This window comes from Pigmentiphaga sp. NML080357, from assembly GCF_002188465.1.
GTDB lineage: Bacteria > Pseudomonadota > Gammaproteobacteria > Burkholderiales > Burkholderiaceae_B > Pigmentiphaga.
Window position 1 is genome coordinate 224,219 of the sequence record NZ_NINW01000037.1, and the last position, 16,201, is coordinate 240,419.

Sequence of the window (16,201 nt, forward strand, 5' to 3'; positions counted from 1 at the left end):
GCCATCGCCGCTACAGCCCCAGCCGCGCCCGCTCCTGCGCCGTCAGCGCCGACGGGTCCACCACCTTCACCAGCCCCTCGGGCCGATAAGCCGAAGGTTCCGGTGCACGCGGCGCCGCAGGTTCCTGCGACGCGGGCGCGGTCTCGTTGCCGAACCCCAGCACCCGCACGGTAAAGACCGACGGCAGGGCCTGGCGCGAAGCCGCCCGTTCGCGCTGCAGCACCTCCTGCGCCGCCGTCGCCGCCTGCGAGGCCGCCGCGCTGGCATTGGTCAACGCCGCCACGTTCACCGCCGCCACGACCGGAATCCCCACCGCCTTGCCCTGCACCTGGATGTTCTCCGCGTTCACCACGCGCAGCGCCGCCAGGTTCACGTTGCCCGACACCCGGATCCCCGCCTCGCCCGCGTCGATCGTGCCCAAGGGCGCGATCAGGTCGATGTCGCCGGGAGGCACCTCCGGGATCGGGTTCAGCGTGGCGATGCCGGCGCCCGTGCTCGGCGCCTGCGGCGACAGGGTGACGTTGCCGACGCTGTCGTACGTGCGCCGCGAGGGCGTATAGACCACCGTCGTCTTGGAGCCCCGTCCCGCGTTGATGTCGCCGGCCGCCGACCAGCCCAGGATATTGCCGCCGAAGGTGGTGAAGACGCGGCTCTGCCCCAACAGGATGCTGTCGTGGGAATAGATGCTGATGTCGCCCTCGCCTTGTGTCATCACACCGGAGCCGGGCCCCGGGTTGAAGCCACCGTCGATGCCGACCAGCGTGCGGCCGCCCGGCGTCATGATGCTGATGTCGCCGCCGAAGTTGGTGTGGATGCCGGCGTCCAGCACATCGTAGAACGACACGTTGTAACCGGGGCTACCCAGCGCCTCCCACTGCGCCTTGGTGATGTAGGTCGTGCCCGGTGTCGGACGCGCCTGGCCGGCGGGGTTGTTTGCATAGTCGGCGTTGTAGTAGAGCGCGCTGCTGAACATCGTCAGGTCGCCTTCGTACGTCAGTGCCCTGCCCCGCGCGTCCTGCTCGGGGAACAAGGTCGCGATGGCTTCACGGCCGCGCAGGTAGCTGCCGAAGCGCTTGCCGTCGGCATCGTTGTACTCGCGGCCGGACTCGCGCAACTCGGCATAATAGACATTGCGCAAGTAGGCGTGCCGCTGCTCCGGCGGCAGTGCATCGAAGAAGGCGCGCGCGTCTGTAGTCGCCGCATCGAAATGCAGGCCCAGGCCATTGGCGCCGCCGAAGCGGTCGCTCAGCCAGTTCACCAGGTGCAACTGGCTTTGCTGCTGGAACTCGCGCGCCAGCGAACGGTTGCTGGCGGTGCGGCCCTGGGCCAGCGCGGCGGCGCGCGCCTCATCCAGCTGCGCCTGCTGCTGCGCCAGGAAGTCTTGCGCGCCGGCCTCGTCGCCGGTGTAGCCGAACTCGCTTTGCAGCCATTGCGCCAGCGTGAGCTTGCCGCTGTAGACGATCAAGGCCTTGCCTGGCTGGTCAGCGAAGGGCCGGCCCGGATCGGCCTGGTTGGACGGGTCCAGATAACGCCTGGCAAAGGCATCCCAGTAAGCGCCCTCGCCCATTCCCGCCGACACCGAGATACTGGCGCCGCCGCTGCGGCCGCCCGACGCCTCGACACCGCCGAGCGGCCCCAGGCTCTTGATCTCGCCCTTGTTGCCCAGATAGACGTGGCGGCCAGCCGATACATCGAGCAGGCCCGGGCCGAGGATATAGAAGCTGCTGCTGCGCAGATCGCGGCCGGCCTGCACCACCGATATCTCGTCGGCATAGGCATGAGCGATCAGGTTGCCGCGGGTCGAGGCGGTCGAGTCCAGGCGCCCTGCCGTCGGATCCTTCTGGCCCAGCGGCGTACCGGAATCCGTGATGTCGCGGCCGGCGCGTATCGCCACCGGACCCGACGCCTCGTAGCGCGACCCTGCCGAGCCCGCCGGATAGCCCAGCAACACTTCCTGGCCGACGCGCAGGCCGACGATGTCGCCTTGCACCGCGTAATAGCGCGCCGGCTCCCGTCCCACGGCCGCCCCGGCGAAGGTCGCCGTGCCGCCAAAGGTAAACAACGCGGCAGTATTGATGCGTCCCAAGGTTTGGCTCCCCAGCCAATCGTGGTACAGCGCCGCTTCGGCCGACGCGTTGTGGACCAGAAGCGGATCGGTGCCGTACTGGCCGCCACCGGTTTGAGCCAGCATGCCGACAAAACCGGGACGGAACGGGCTGGCCATCCCCAACGGGTCGGCCGTTGAGGTCGAGAACACATAGCCTGCGCCATGAATCGAATCCTGCGCCAGCAGCTGCAGTTCGCCCTTGCCGGTAGCATTGACGAACTGCGCGCCGACCGGCGAAGGCGCCAGCACAGTGCCGTGGGCATAGCGCATGATTCCGGTGGAAAAATGGCGCGCGCTGCTGGCGCTGGCGCCGTAGTACAGGCTGCCATTGGCGGCGGCCGCTCGCAGGACGGACGGGTAGAAAGAGCCGTCACCGTTGGCCGACTGGTTGCGGCCCTTGCCGCCTCCGCGCACGTTTTCGTTGATATCCCTTTCGTCCCAGGTCGTGGTGGGAGTCAGGTTGCCGCCTGCGCTGAACAGATCGATGGCGGTAGCCGGCGTCCACAGCGAGAACCAGGTCCAACCGTCACCGGCGTAATCCGCGCCTTGGTAGGTGAAAGGGGTTGCATTGAGCAGCAGGGTCCGGCCGGGGTCGGCCGTACCGCCCAACACCAGATCGCCACGGGTTTCGATGCGGACAGCGGAATCGCCCAGCACCAGAATAGGCCCGCCGGTGGCTTGGCCGCCCCCGGCCGCGTACACGTCGCCCCGGCGGGAATCCATCTGATCCCGCCCGCCATAGCCGAGCTTCACCCCGCCAATGGCGCCGGCATCGATCGTTGTGGCGCCGCGCAGATTGACGAAGGTACTGTTCAGGTCGTGCTCGTTGACCCGTAGTTCCGGGTTCGGATTCAAGGTACCGCCCAGGCGCAGCGAGAGGTCACCGCCGCCGGTCTGCACCAGTTCGCCGCTCGGCGTGATGCGACCGGTACTGGCCACGGCCAGATGCAGACCCTGGCTGCGCGGCGTATGGCGCGTCTCGTTCCAGGTCGCCTGAAGGCCGCGCGCATCGATCATGCCGGCATCGCCGCCGGCCTCCACGACTAGATTGCCGCCACCGAGCGTGCCGATGCCGGTGAAGCCCACCAGGAAAGGGGCATTGCCGAATAGCCTCGTACCGTAAGGATCGGTCTGGCCGGTGGCGCCACCCGCGACATAAGTGCCGAAGTTGATCCACCACGCCGTCGGCACCGCGTCGGTGCCCGCCTCGACGCTACCGGTACCCTGCCGCCACAGCCAGTTGCCAACCGCCGCGGTCGCGATCTGCTGGCGCGTGTTGTAGAAGGTATAGCCGCCAACGTCGCTGCGGTTCTCGTTGTTGCCAACCAGGTCGCCCTTGAGATCGCCGCCGGCACGCAACAACACGTTACCGCCCTGCTCTGGGTACCAGGCCGCGTACAGGCTGTCGGCGCCGCCATCGACCAGCGCTTCGAAAATTGCTCCTTCGGGACGCAGCACCGTACCGTCGGTCAAACGGCCGCGCGCCTGGTTATAGCCGCTGCCCGGCGGCACCGAAGACGTGCCCGCCGTGTAGACGCCGTAGAGCGAGGTCATTTCGAAATCCCCGCCGGAAACCAGGTCCAGGTCGCCGGTGCCGGTGCGCAACGCGCTGAACAATTGCTGCCGCGCTAGCTTGGGGGCGAACTCCAGGTCCGGCGGCGTCCCGGCATCTACGACATGGATGACTTCACCATAGCCCCAGTCGTTGAGCTCGGTGACGCTCTCGGAAATGATCCAGCTGTCCTTGAGGTTCTGCACGTCGCTTGGGGTGATCGCCTGGCCTGGTGTCAGCACGATGCCGTACCACGCCGCGAGATCGGCGAAGAGGGCCTCGGCTTCTGGCGACGTGGCGGCCTCGTACGTGGCCGGCGTGCCGGTGCCGGGGATCGGCGTGAGCACGTGCCCCATGCCGAAATGCGTGTCGGACAGGAGCAAGCGCGCCGTGCGGTCTGGCAATGTCAGGCGTGCGTCGGCCGCCGTCGTGTCCGCGCCGGCCACCAGGCGAAGGTCCCACGACTGCGAGCCCGGAGCCAGCATCGGCGCCAGCGCCAAGGTGCGACCCTGGGTGCCGTCGGCCCCCTTGGGACGCAGGTCCACCATCTCCACGCCGCCCGGCAGCACCACGTCGGTTTCCGACGGCACGATGGCACCCTTGGCCAGCGCCAGCGGCCGGGCCAGCTTCATCGCTACCGGCAGCTCCACGCCTTTCGGCCACACCGTGGCCCCGATCTGCGCCTGCGCCGGCAGGCGGAAACCCGCGGCCAGCTGCATGCCGGCGTCCAGCGTCACCGGCGCCTGCAACACGGTGCCGGCCGCGTGCACCACGTTGCCCTGGCCATCGAGCACCGCCGCCCCCAGCACCGTGCCGGCCGGCAGCGTCAGGCTCTGCGCCAACGGCATGGCGGAGGGCAGGAGCGTGCCGGCCGGCAAGGTCAGGCTCGATACCGGCAGGTCATAGTTCAGCGTGCGGCCGCTGGCGAACTGGGTGCCGGCGTCCAGCGTCGCCATGCCGCCGTGCGGAATGACGAGATCCCCGCCGAACGGCATGCGTCCCGCGGGCAGCACCCAACCGTTGTCGTCTGCCGTCACGCCCAGCTTGCTCGTGTCGAAACCGTCGGTGATGCTGCCGAAGATCGCCAGGTCGCCCTGGGCGCGCAGCACCAGCGCGCCGGCTTCGCCCGAACCATGGACGGACGTTTTCTGCGTGCGCGGATTGACGCTGGCGTAGCGGTGGCCGGACAGATCGATGTCGCCGTCCACGTGCAGGTTGCCGTCGGGATTGACTGCCGCATTGCTGACGATCTCCACGCCGGGACGCAGGTGGAACTGCTCGGCATGGGCGCGCAGGCCGGCGAGCTTGCCGTCCATCAGCGCGCGGTTGGCCAGCGCGTTGTCGATGAAGGCGATGCTGTCGGCGTGCTTGCCGTCCAGGTAGGCCTGGTCGATGGTCTGGTAGCTTCGGCCGTCCACCGTGGTCTCGGTGCCGGCGGCCGCGTCGTCGTAGGTATGGAAGGCATTGACGGCGACGGACTTGGCGCCGGCGATCACGATGGCGCCGCTGGCGTCGATGTCGACGTCGTTGCCCCTGGCGCCGCCCAGGCGTGGGGCGTTCAACGCCACCGTGCCGTAGTTCGCGTTCGCGCCCGCCACGCCCAGGTCCATGCGCACGCCGTCGGCCAGCACCAGGCGGCCGCTGCCCGAGTCGATCTCGATGACGGCGCGGTTAGGCGCGTCGATCGCCTGCCCATAGCTGTCCTTGCGCAACACGCTGGCGCTGGCGTCGAGCACGGCGCTGCCTGCAAGCGTGACGCCCCGGTTGGCGGCCAGGCGGATGCTGCCGGCCTGCTCGCCGCTGGCATCGACCCGGCCCGTTACCGTCAGGCTGCCGTTGTCCACCGAGACGTTGATCTCGCGGGCCTTGAGTTCATTGCCTATGGCCAGGTCGCCTTGCTTGATCTGAAAGCTGCGGCCGCCGAAGACTTCGCCCTGCGTCAAGCGTTCATTCAGGCCGGCGAAATCGGCGATGCGCTGCGCACGCACGTCGATATAGCCCGCGGCGAACGGGACCTGCGTGCCGCCCGCATCGTAGTGGCCGCCGCTGCCCCCCAGCACGCCGCCCGCCAGGTCCGCCGTGCCTTCCAGCGCCAGTACCGTGAGCTTGCCGGCGCGGTTGTTCTCGGCGGCCAGGTCTATCGTCGAACCGGCATGCTGGGCGATGTTGCCCTGGCGGCTCGACAGCGTCACGTCGCCGCCCCAGCTGTACTTGCTGACGTCGAAGAAATCGATCTTGCGGCCGGCCAGGTCCAGTTGCGCGCCGTCCGCCAGCGTCACGTCGTTCTGCGCCGACAATGCCAGCTTGCCGCTGGGCAGCAGCACCGCGGTACCGAGCACGAGGCGCGTGCCGGCATCGAGCGCCAGCTCGGCGCCCAGGGCGTCGGCCAGGGTGGCGTTGTCCGCCAGCGGCGCGGCGGAGCCTGCCGGGGCGGAGACGGCGATGGCGCCGCCGGCCTTGATGCGGTTCACCGAACCGGCCCGGCCGGTAAGCAGCGGCGTGTTGAGGTTCAGCTCGCCGCCGCTGTAGGTCCATGCCTTGGCCGTGTCGTCCCAGGCGCCCCGGGATTGGTACACCGCCAGCGCGCCCTTGTGGTTGGCCGTGATGCGTTCGGCCGCGTTGAGATCCACGCTGGCAAAGCCCAGCGCCAGGCGTTCGTGCGTGCCCACGGTATCGGGCTGGCTTTGGGGGCCGTAGCCGAACTCGATGACGTCCGCATCGATCACCAGTTTTCCGCTGCCGGTGCCGGCGCCGCCGGCGATGACATTGCCCGCCGGCGTGGTCGCGCCGTTCCAGACCAGGGTGCCGGTTTCGATGCGGGCGACGTCGCCCGCGCCGCCGTGGCCGTAGATGGCCGGCGTGCCCAGCACCAGGCGCTCCAGCGCCGACTTGCCGGTGGCCGGGTCGATGGTGCTCAAGTCCACACTGCCATAGAAATTGACCGAATCGCCGGCGGTCAGGACGAGGTTTTCCAGGGCCGGCGCGCCGGTGCGGGTATCGCCGCGCAACAGGCGGTCCAAGACGCCCTGGTTCAGCGTCAGGCCCGAGGGCAGGATGCCCGCGGCCCCGGCCTGCGCCAGCGCCTCGGCGCTGCCCACGTTGATGCCGCCCATGGCCAGCACCAGGTTGCGGGTTCCATAGCGCACCGACTCGCCCAGCTCGAACGACTTGTTGGTGGCGGCGGTGATCGTGCCTTCCGAGTACAGCACCGTTTCGCCGGCGCAGCTCGCACCCGCGGCGCAGGCGCCGACGTGCAGATAGCCCGCGCCGAGTACGCCGGAAGCGTCATCGGCAGTAGGCGAGGTCACGTCCAGCCAGCCGTTGGTCACCGCCAAGACCCCGGTCTGGCCCGGCATCAGCACATAACCGTCGTTCGAATCCCAGGGCGCCTTGCCCCGCCCCAAGGTATTGATGCCCGCGCCCTGCTCGATGGTCAGGCCTTGGTTCTTGTCGTTGACCACCAGGAAGACCGATGCCGCTTCCAGCACGGCGCCCTGGCGCAGGATGAGCTCGCCGGTCGAACCGTTGCCCAGGCCGACCTGCCAGGAATTCTGGGTCGACGAACCGCTGTCGTTCTGCACGGCGAACGTGGACACCGGCGAACCGCCGATGCTGATGCCGGCGGCGCCCAGGCCATTGAGCGTACTGGCGTAGACCGACGTGCCGTCGAAGCCTTCGGTGGGCGCCGCGCCATCGGCAAGGATCTCGATGCGGTTGCCGTTCAGCACCGCGGTGCCGCCGCGCCCGCCTTCGGCGGGGGTGAAGTCCGCCGTGCCGGCGGCAATGTCGAGGCGGCTGCCCGGCGAAAGACCCAATTGCCGCGCATCGCGCTCCAGTTGCGGCCGCGGCGCGCCGTCGCGCGCGGCCCAGTCCAGGCCGAACTGCGCGTAGCTGGTCTCGTTGTATTGCGAATAGCTGCGCAAGGTGTCGGCCGGTGTCAGTACGGCCTGCGTGGTTTGCGCGTCGGCGATGCCGGTGTTGGCGATGCCCAGGCGCGCAGCCGTGGCGTAGGAACCGTTGCGCATGGCGGTGCCGCTGCCGAAGGCGGCCTGGCTCGCGGCCAGCCCGTTCAGCTCCACGCGGAAGGCGCCCGGCAGCAGCGCATAGGTGGACGGCAACAAGGTGTACGTGCCGGCCGCCAGGCCCGGCACGCCCTCGCCGACGGTGATCTGGCGGCCGACCATCGGATCGCCGGCGCCGTTCTCGGCTGCGATCGGCGCCGCGACGGGCTGCGCGCCAGGGACGATGGCGTAGACAGGGTTGGTGGACAGCCCCGGCAGCACGAAACCATCGCCGGTCATTTGCACCAGCGGATGCAGGCGTGCATCGGTGGAGCCGCCGCGCCCGGTCAGGAAACCCGCCCCCGTCAGTTCGCCGCCGCCGGACAGATCGATCCGAGCGCCGTGCCGGACTTCGATGCTGTCCGCCGTCAGCTGCACATTGCCCAGGCCCCCGCCCAGGCCGGAGAACCAGGCTTCCGCGCCGGCGTAGTTGTAGCTCAGGCCGTCGACCGTGCCGCCGTAGGGCATGACCAGGCCCGCGGCGCTGACGGACGTCACGCTGCCCGGACGGAGCACGATCGTGCCCGGTTCCTGGTGGTTCCCCGCGGTAACGCCAAACTCCAGCATGCCCAGCGGCGCGCGGACCACGCCGTCCTGATCGATATTGGCCGACCGCAGGCGCAAGGTGCCGAAGGCCGAGTACGGCGCCGGCGGGGTAGCGCCATCGCCGCTGCGCTCGATGCGCAGGACGCGCTCGGGATCGTAGGTGATCTGATAGACGCCCCACTGGTCGAAAGCGCCCTTGCGCCCCGCGATCACTTCGGCCAGCGCGCCGGTGGCCGGATGAATCTGGCTGGCGGCCAAGACCAGGTCGCCCTCGGTCGTCAGTGACGTGCGGTCGCCGACCGTATGCCTGAGAAAACGCAGATCGTTCTGGCTGCGCAGTTCCAATTGCTCGAAGCCGTGGCGCGAAACCAGGGCCTTGCCGCTCTGCATCGAGTAGCCATGGGCACCGAACCGCACCGCATTGAGCACGTCCAGCACGCCGGCTTCGACACGCAGTCGCGTGTCGTCCTGCAATGCGACCATGCCGCCTTGGTAAGAAGTAGGCTCGGTCAAGAACGGCATGGTGTACCTGTCCTTGCCCAGGCTCGAAGTGCCTGCCAGGCGCACATAGGGCGCGGCCAGGCTCGCGCTGGCGCCGGCTAGCGCACCTTCCGCAAGAACGATGGCGCGCGATGCCAGGTGCAGGCTCTGGCCCAGCGCGAGGTCCACGCCATCGCCCAGCGACAGGACGCCGTTGACCAGCATGGACAGGTTGCCGAAGCCACCCGCCTGGACGCGGTCCGCGCCGAGTCGGCCATGGCCGTAGACCAGCCCCGGATCGGCCCGGCCCGGACGCACGTCGGCCGCCAGGCCTTCCGGCGCCTGTTCCTTCACCAATTGCAGTTCGCGGTGCACCAGCACGCGATCGGACGGATTGCCCGCATCCCTATAGGCGGGCGCTTCCAGCGCCAGCGACAGCGTGCCGCCGGCGGCGCCGGCGCCGCCCGCCGCGGCTTGCATGTCGCCATCGAGATAGAGGCCGTTGAAACTGGCCAGATGGATCACGCCGCCGTCGGAAGCCAGCCGCGTCTCGCCCAGGCCGGGCAAATCCAGCGTCGCGGCGGCGCCTGACGCGTCCAGGCGCGCGCCGGGACGGATGACGACGAAATTGTCGACGGCATCGGCCTTGGTGGCGTAGGCCTGGTACTTGCCGCCGATCTCGATACGCCCGCCGTCCAACACCACGCCGTAACGGCGCCCCTGGACATCCACTGCCGAGTGGGCAGAGCCCGCCACGTCGAGCACGGCCTTGCTCCCTATCCAGATCGATCCGTCGTGGCCCTTCAAGTGGCCGGCGTTCTCGGTGCCAAAACCCAGGCCATACACGCCGATGCGGCCGCCGGCAGCGCGCAGCTCGCCATCGATATTGATCTGGCCGTTGCCGTTCAAGACGATGCCGTGCCCCGGATCGACTTCGACACGGGCACCTTCGCCGATGGCGAGCGTGGGCGTCTCGCCGCCTTCGACCATGCTGCGCGCATCTCCGGCGGTCAGCACCAGATCGGCCCCGCCGCGCTGCGTCAGCCGGCCTTTGCGGGCATCCTCGGCGAACAGCGGCGCCAGCCGCCGTTCCAGCGCCGCTTGCGGATCGGCCCCCGTGGCCACGTCGCGCGCCACGGAAAGATCCGCCTGCAGGACCGGCATCGTCGCGCGCAGGTTGGCGCCCGCGGCCACGGCCAGGCCATTGCCGCCCGTCACCTCGTAGCGCGAGAAACCCTGCTGGAAGCGCGCGGCGTCCAGATGCAGCAAGGACTCGACCGCCACCGCATACGGCAGGGACGAACCGGCGCGGACCAGCGTGCCGGCGGCATAGGTCAATTCGCTGGCCGCGACGGTGCCGGCCTTGATCACGCCCGGCGTCGGAGCGATCGGCATGCCGTTCGGCAGGATGGCGGCATCCACGACGTAATTGAGGGGGAAATTCACCGGGTTCACGATTGACGTGATGACCGTGCCGGCCGGCAGCGTCGGCGGCGTGCTCCAGCTATAGCCGTCGACCGTCAGGTACTGGCCATTGGAAAGCGTCACGCTGTAGCTGACGTTCTCGCTGGCCGCCTTCGGCAGCGTCCAGGCGGCGCCCAGCGTGACCCAGCTTGCCGGATTGCCGGCAACGATCCGCGGCGCCCCGCCGACCGCCTCGCCCGGGTTGGCGTGCGTGCGGACGTAGTGATAGTCCACCGGCAGCACCGCGCCTTCGGCGACGGTGAAAGCCTCGCTGGTAATCAGATCGACCAGCGAAGTCTCGCCCGCCCGCAGGACGCCGTCGCTGCCGGCGACCTGGCCGCCGACGATCACCGCATTGCCCGTTTGCAGGGTCAGCGTGCCGCCGCCCTTGACGCCGTGGCCGCGCAGCTCGCCTTCCAGCACCAATTTGCCCTTGGGCCCGCCGGCTGCCGAGTAGGCGTCTGCGACCAGCGCGATGTCGCCGCCCTTGCCGCCGCGCAGGCTGTCATCGGCCATCAGCGCCGCGCCCGATGAAACGTCGAGCAGCGCGCCCGCGCCCACCAGCACGTCGCCGCTGCTGCGTACGTCGATACGGCCGCCGTCGACGTACGGCAGGCCGCCGATGTCGGCGCCGTCGCGCAGCAGATTGCTCCACAGGCCGCGCGCGTCCAGCGTCACGCCGTCGCCGATGGCGACGCGCGCCACATAGCCTGCCGGCACGGCCGTCGTCAGCGGAAGCTGCTGCCAACCCGTGCTGGCGCTGACGTGCCGGTCGACCATATTTCCCAGGACAATGGCGCCGCCGCGCGCCGTCAGATCGGCATTGACGTCGACCTGCGCGGCGTGCAAGGCGATCTCCCCGCCAGGGGCGACCGCGAGCGACTCGGCGACCTCGATCCCGCCCTTGGCGTAGACCCGCAGTCCGCCGAGCTCCAGCGCGTTGAGCCAGGCCGCCTCGAGCGCGATGTCTCCGGCCCCGGCGCCGCCTATCTTTACCGAGTCGACCACGGCGCCCGGGCTGTAGCGCAGGTCGCCGCGGTCGGCGTCGTAGACCGGCGTCCAGGTGCCGATGACCAGCTCGCCGTTGCGCGCGACGGCCGTCTGCGCCTGGCGGTAGCCGTCCAGGCCCGCCTCGCGCGCCCGCTGTTGCCGCTCGCCCTGGTAGGTGCTGGTCTCGACGTCGCCTTGCAGCGTCGCCGCGCTCGTCGCCACCACCAGGCGGCCGCCGTCGCGGCCGACGGTATAGCCGTTCTCCAGGCGCCGCAGCGGCGCGATGATCGGGTTGTAGAAACTCTCCTTGGCCGTGTCGCCCCAGCGCGCCGGATCCGTTTCGAAACCGCGGTACAGGCCCGTGTACAGCAGGTCGCCCGGCGCCGTCGAGGCGTTGTACAGGCGGCCGTCCGAGCCCTTCAACCAGGTCTGCGCCACGTAGCCCGTCTGCACGTCCAGGGCGCCGCCCGACAGATTGATCAGCGACCCCTGGCGCGTCAGCAGGTTGCCGCCGCTGAACTGCACCGTGCCGCCCTGCGCCGACCACTCGCCGATGCCGTGCCCGGTAATGCCGAGATAGCCGCCTACTTCCAGCAGGCCGCCCGCCGTATACCAGCGATCGGTTTCGTAGCCGTTGGTGCCAGCCGGCACCAGGACCAGGTCGCGGCGGTCGAGCCAGATATCGCTGTTGCGCAGCTTGTCGCCGTCGCGGTTGACCGAGGCGTCGCGCTGCTCGAAGCCCTGCACATTGACCAGGACATTGTTCGCTTCCATCGCCACGCGCACGCCGACGTAGCCGGAAACGTCGATCACGGCGCCGTGCTTCACCTCGCTGGTGCCCGGCGCATCGACGTAGACCTGGCCGCTGGTGGCCAGGGTCAGGCTCTCGCCTTCGAAGCGGACATCGCCGCCGCTGACGATCTGCACCAGCGACTGGTCGCGCCGGTGGGCGATGCCGTCGCCCGCCTTGTCGCTGTCCTGGACCAGGGTCTCGCGCTGCACGTCCAGCGCCGTCGAGGCGCTCTCGTCGAGCACGATGGCGGTGACGCCGCCTTCCCGCAGGCTGACCTGCGCGGTGTTGTCGCCGCTCGCGGCCAGGTGGACAGTGCCCCGCGTATGCACCGAAGTCGTCGCCACGGCAACGCCGCCCTGGCGCACGTCGTGGCCGGCCAGCGTGATGTCGCCGGTCGATGCCTGGATCAGGCCGGTGTTGCTCGCCAGGCCGCTGGCGCTGCCGTCCAGCCGCTGCGTCGCGACCACGCTGCCGCGCGTGGTCGAATTCTGGTTCTCGTCGGTACTCAACCCCTTCCTGATCACGAAGGCATCGCCCGCCGCCAGCACCGCCTGGCCGCCGGCGGTGGTGATCTGGCCGGCGTTGTGCACCTCGCTACCCAGCAGCATCACATAGCCGCCGCCTTCGGTCACCGTCTGCGGAACGTGCGTGGCGATCCGCGCGCCCCGCTCCACCACGACCTGCCCCGTCGCCGCGCCATGGCTGTTGCTGCTGGCCGTGGTCTGCAGATCGTTGGCGAAGGTGGGAATATGGCCGCTGCCTTGCGCGTCGCTGTACAGCCTCTTCTTGAACTGGCTGTCGGTCATGCCCACCGCGGCTGCCGCCAGGTTGCGCACGTTCACCTGGCTCGCCCCGCTGAACACGATGCCGTTGCGGTTGACGATCATCACCGTCCCGGGCGCCTGGATCTGCCCCTGGATCTGGCTCGGGCGCGCCTGCGGATCGTTCACCCGGTTCAGCACCGACCAGCTCGCCTGCTGGTCGAACGCCACCGTCGTGTTCTTGCCGACGTTGAACGTCTCCCAGTTCAGGATCGCCTTGTCGGCCGTCTGCCCGATCGTCACCGTGGTCTTGCCTGCGGCCACCGTCTGCACCGGATCCTTGGCGTTGAGCCATCCAGCCGTCAGGCTGTTGGTGTCGACCTTCAGGCCGCCTTCGCCCAGGCCGTCGGGCACCGACGATCCCCCTGCCAGTGCCGCTTCCCGCGCCGCCTTCTGTGCCGCCTGCTGCGCGGCGATCGCCTGCGCCGCCAGGTTCAGGTTGTCGATCGAGGTCTGCAGCTTCTGGCGCGCCGCCGCCGATTGCTGCTGGGGCGCCGTCAACGACGAGGCCGGCAGGCCGTTGGGCAGCCGCCCCGTCGCCGTGGCCGTGCTCTGCGCCGCCCCCTTGGCCGCGAACCACGACGGGCTGAATGCATGCTGCGCACGGACGGGTTCGGCAAACGCCCCCGCCAACGCCAGCGCTGCGATCGCAGCCGCCATCGGCGTGCGCCGCCATGCCCCGGCGCGCGCAGCGTTTCCGGATAGAGCAGCGCCGTGACGCGCGGACCGGGTTGAGAACATCGTTTCCTGTCGCCGGGCGGAAACGCGGGACGAAGCGATAGGCTTGGCGGGCACGGACATATCGGGTCGGATCCTAGACAGATGAATCAGCTCGGGCGCGCAAGCCGCGCACCCCTATGTCCGTATAGACGCAGCCCGGAAAAAAGGTGGAACAGAAAACCCCATGAATTTTTGGTGACAGGTCACCTCGCGCATCCCGGTCCAGGCCCCGGGGGCTGGGGGCTGGGGGCTGAGGGCTGAGGGCTGGGGGCTGACGGCGAGGTCGTGGACCGGACTACCCCAGCATCACGACATTCGCTACGCGGCGGACATGGACGGCATAGAGCTGCCGGATGAGATCGATGGCCTGGTCGGTGTCGTTGATGGCGAAGCGGCCACTGATGCGCTGGCGGGCCAGCCGGTCGTTCATCAGGATCACGCGGCCGCTGCGGTAACGGTTGATCTCGGCCACGGCATCGACCAGCGGCGTGTCGTTGAAGACGATGTACCCCTGGCGCCAATCCGAGGGCGCGGCGCCTGTGTTGCGCACGGCGGCGGATGTGTGCCCCGTACCGTACGAGGCCGACTCGCTGGCCTCCAAGGTCAGGATGCCGTCGGCATGGTACAGCTCGGCCTGACCTTCCGTGCAGAGGACGCGGGTTTCTTCGTTGTCCAGATGTCTGATCTCGACGCACCCCGCCGCGAGCTGGATGCGGCCCGAGCCGGCCTGGATCTCCAGCGGCGCCTGGCCGTCGTTGCGGATCTCGGCTTCGCCGGCGATCAGTTCGACCCGCAGGGGGTCGGCCCGCCGGACCGACAGGCTGGTCTGGGTATTCAGCAGCAGCTGTATATGCGCATTCAACGCCACGCTGAGCTGCTCGCCCACGGCCGTGCGATAGTCGGCCCCCATCTCGGACCAGGACGGCCACAGCCCCAAGGGCGGATTCACCATGCCCACCACGCCCGCGGCGGTGGCGACCGCGGCGCCGACGAACCACCTGCGGCTTGGCGAGACCGGCCGCGCCACCTGCGCTGCCGGAATCCGTTGCCGGACCGTCTGCAGGACCTCGCCCATTTCGCGCCATTCCGCGCTCGCCCGCCGCCACATCTGCGCATGCGTGGCGCTCTGTGCGCACCAGCGGCGCAGCGCCTCGGCATCGGCGGCGGTCGGACGGCCGACAGCCAGCCGCCGCGCCCATGCCCGCGCCTGCTGCAACACGATGTCGGCGCCGTCCGCACCGGGATCGTTCATAGGTTCTCCTGCCATCATGCCGTGGAGCCGGGTATCCATGTCCTGTTTTTCCTTCTTCTTATAGACGTTCCGCAACACGGACGTGCGCACGCTTTTTCGGGGAATCTGACAATTTGTTGCCATCTTTCCCAGCGCCGCCGGCAATAGCGTCCACCGCTTCCATGTGACGCGCGCAGAATTCGTGCGCGGCCTGCAGCTCCCTGCTGATCAGCCGCGTGGAGACGCCCCATCGCTGGGCCAGCTCCTTCAGCGTCAAGCCGTCGACCCGCGCGGAGTAGAGAATGTCGCGCTGCCGGGCGGGCAAGGCGGCCAGGGCATCGACGGCCCGGGTCAGGTCGAAGCGCGCCTGCACCACGTGCGACGGACCGGGCGCGGGATCGGCCAGTTCGTACAAGTCTGCCACCTCATCGGCACTCAGGTAGCGCTGGGTGCCGCGCAACCGGTCGATGGCAGCGTTGACGGCGGTATGCAGCAGATAAGCCTGGGGATGCCGCACCTCGTTCAAGCCTTCACGGTCCGCCAACTGCACATAGGCGTCGTGCAGCGCTTCGCCAGCCAGTTCCGCCGAGCCCAGGCGCCGGACCAGCTGCGCCTTGAGCGTTTCATAGCGCTCGGTAAACAGCCGCTTCAATTCGGCCAGGCCGCTGCCCGTCATGACGCGCAAGCCTTCAGGCGGCCGGTCTGAGGCGTCACCAGCAGCACGATGGGCTGGACGAGTGCGGGCGGCGGCTCGATGCCCAGCTGCGCCCCCTCCAGGCGGGCTTCGATGCGCGGCTCGAGGTCGGCATGGCCCTGCGCGGCGGCCCTGACCCGATGCAGCGCTCCGGTACCGCTGACATAGGCGCTGATAGCCAGCCGGTACTGGCCGACAGCCAACCCGGCGTCGACGCAGAGAATACTGGTGGCCACGCGCTGCACCCGACCGTAGAACGCGGCGTGGGCAGCGGTCCCGCCATCGCCTTCCGCGGCGGGGTACGCCGCGAGCTCGACCGGCACGATCACGAATGCGCCGGACGACGCGAACCGCGCCCGCATCCCGGTCCCCTGCAGCAAGGTGTCCAAGGCCTCATCGGGATCCAGGGGCTCGCGGATCGCCGTCGATCTCAACCCGGCCACCTGGCCGGCATCGTAGAGAACCGAGCGGCCGGTCGCCAGGCTGTAGGCCTGCAGCGCGTCGTGCAAGGGCAGGCTGTCGATGGCGAACGATGCAGGCTCGCTCCTGGCCGCCACGCCGGCTTCGCGCGCGGGCGCCGACGCGGCGGCCACGTTGCAGAAGCCGCAGCAGAACGGCCCCAGGATCCAGGCGCACAACATCATGCGCACACGAAGCAGGTGCGAACGACGAGCGGACAAGCGGGCGACGGCAGGCAGGACATTCCACCCCAAACGCGGCAGTTCTTCATGGACCGCACGGC

The 16,201-nt window shown here is 69.4% G+C and carries 4 protein-coding genes; all 4 read right to left on the reverse strand.

Going from position 1 to position 16,201, the window contains the following annotated elements:
• Positions 1–10 precede the first annotated feature (10 nt).
• The 4 genes from CDO44_RS16190 to CDO44_RS16205 all read right to left on the reverse strand — a co-directional run bounded on the left by CDO44_RS16190 (position 11) and on the right by CDO44_RS16205 (position 16,103).
• The gene (locus tag CDO44_RS16190) at positions 11–13,474 is read right to left on the reverse strand and encodes a filamentous haemagglutinin family protein (protein WP_087781296.1); all 13,464 of its coding nucleotides are present in this window, start codon (positions 13,472–13,474) and stop codon (positions 11–13) included.
• Positions 13,475–13,829: 355 nt separating this feature from the next.
• On the reverse strand, positions 13,830–14,786 hold the full coding sequence (locus tag CDO44_RS16195; protein ID WP_233146216.1) for a FecR domain-containing protein: 957 nt from the start codon (positions 14,784–14,786) through the stop codon (positions 13,830–13,832).
• Between the two features lie 58 nt (positions 14,787–14,844).
• Positions 14,845–15,441, reverse strand: coding sequence for an RNA polymerase sigma factor (locus CDO44_RS16200; RefSeq protein WP_087781297.1), 597 nt, complete (start codon positions 15,439–15,441; stop codon positions 14,845–14,847).
• The gene (locus tag CDO44_RS16205; protein ID WP_087781298.1) at positions 15,438–16,103 is read right to left on the reverse strand and encodes an STN domain-containing protein; all 666 of its coding nucleotides are present in this window, start codon (positions 16,101–16,103) and stop codon (positions 15,438–15,440) included. The genes CDO44_RS16200 and CDO44_RS16205 overlap by 4 nt, the downstream gene beginning before the upstream one ends.
• Positions 16,104–16,201: the final 98 nt, after the last annotated feature.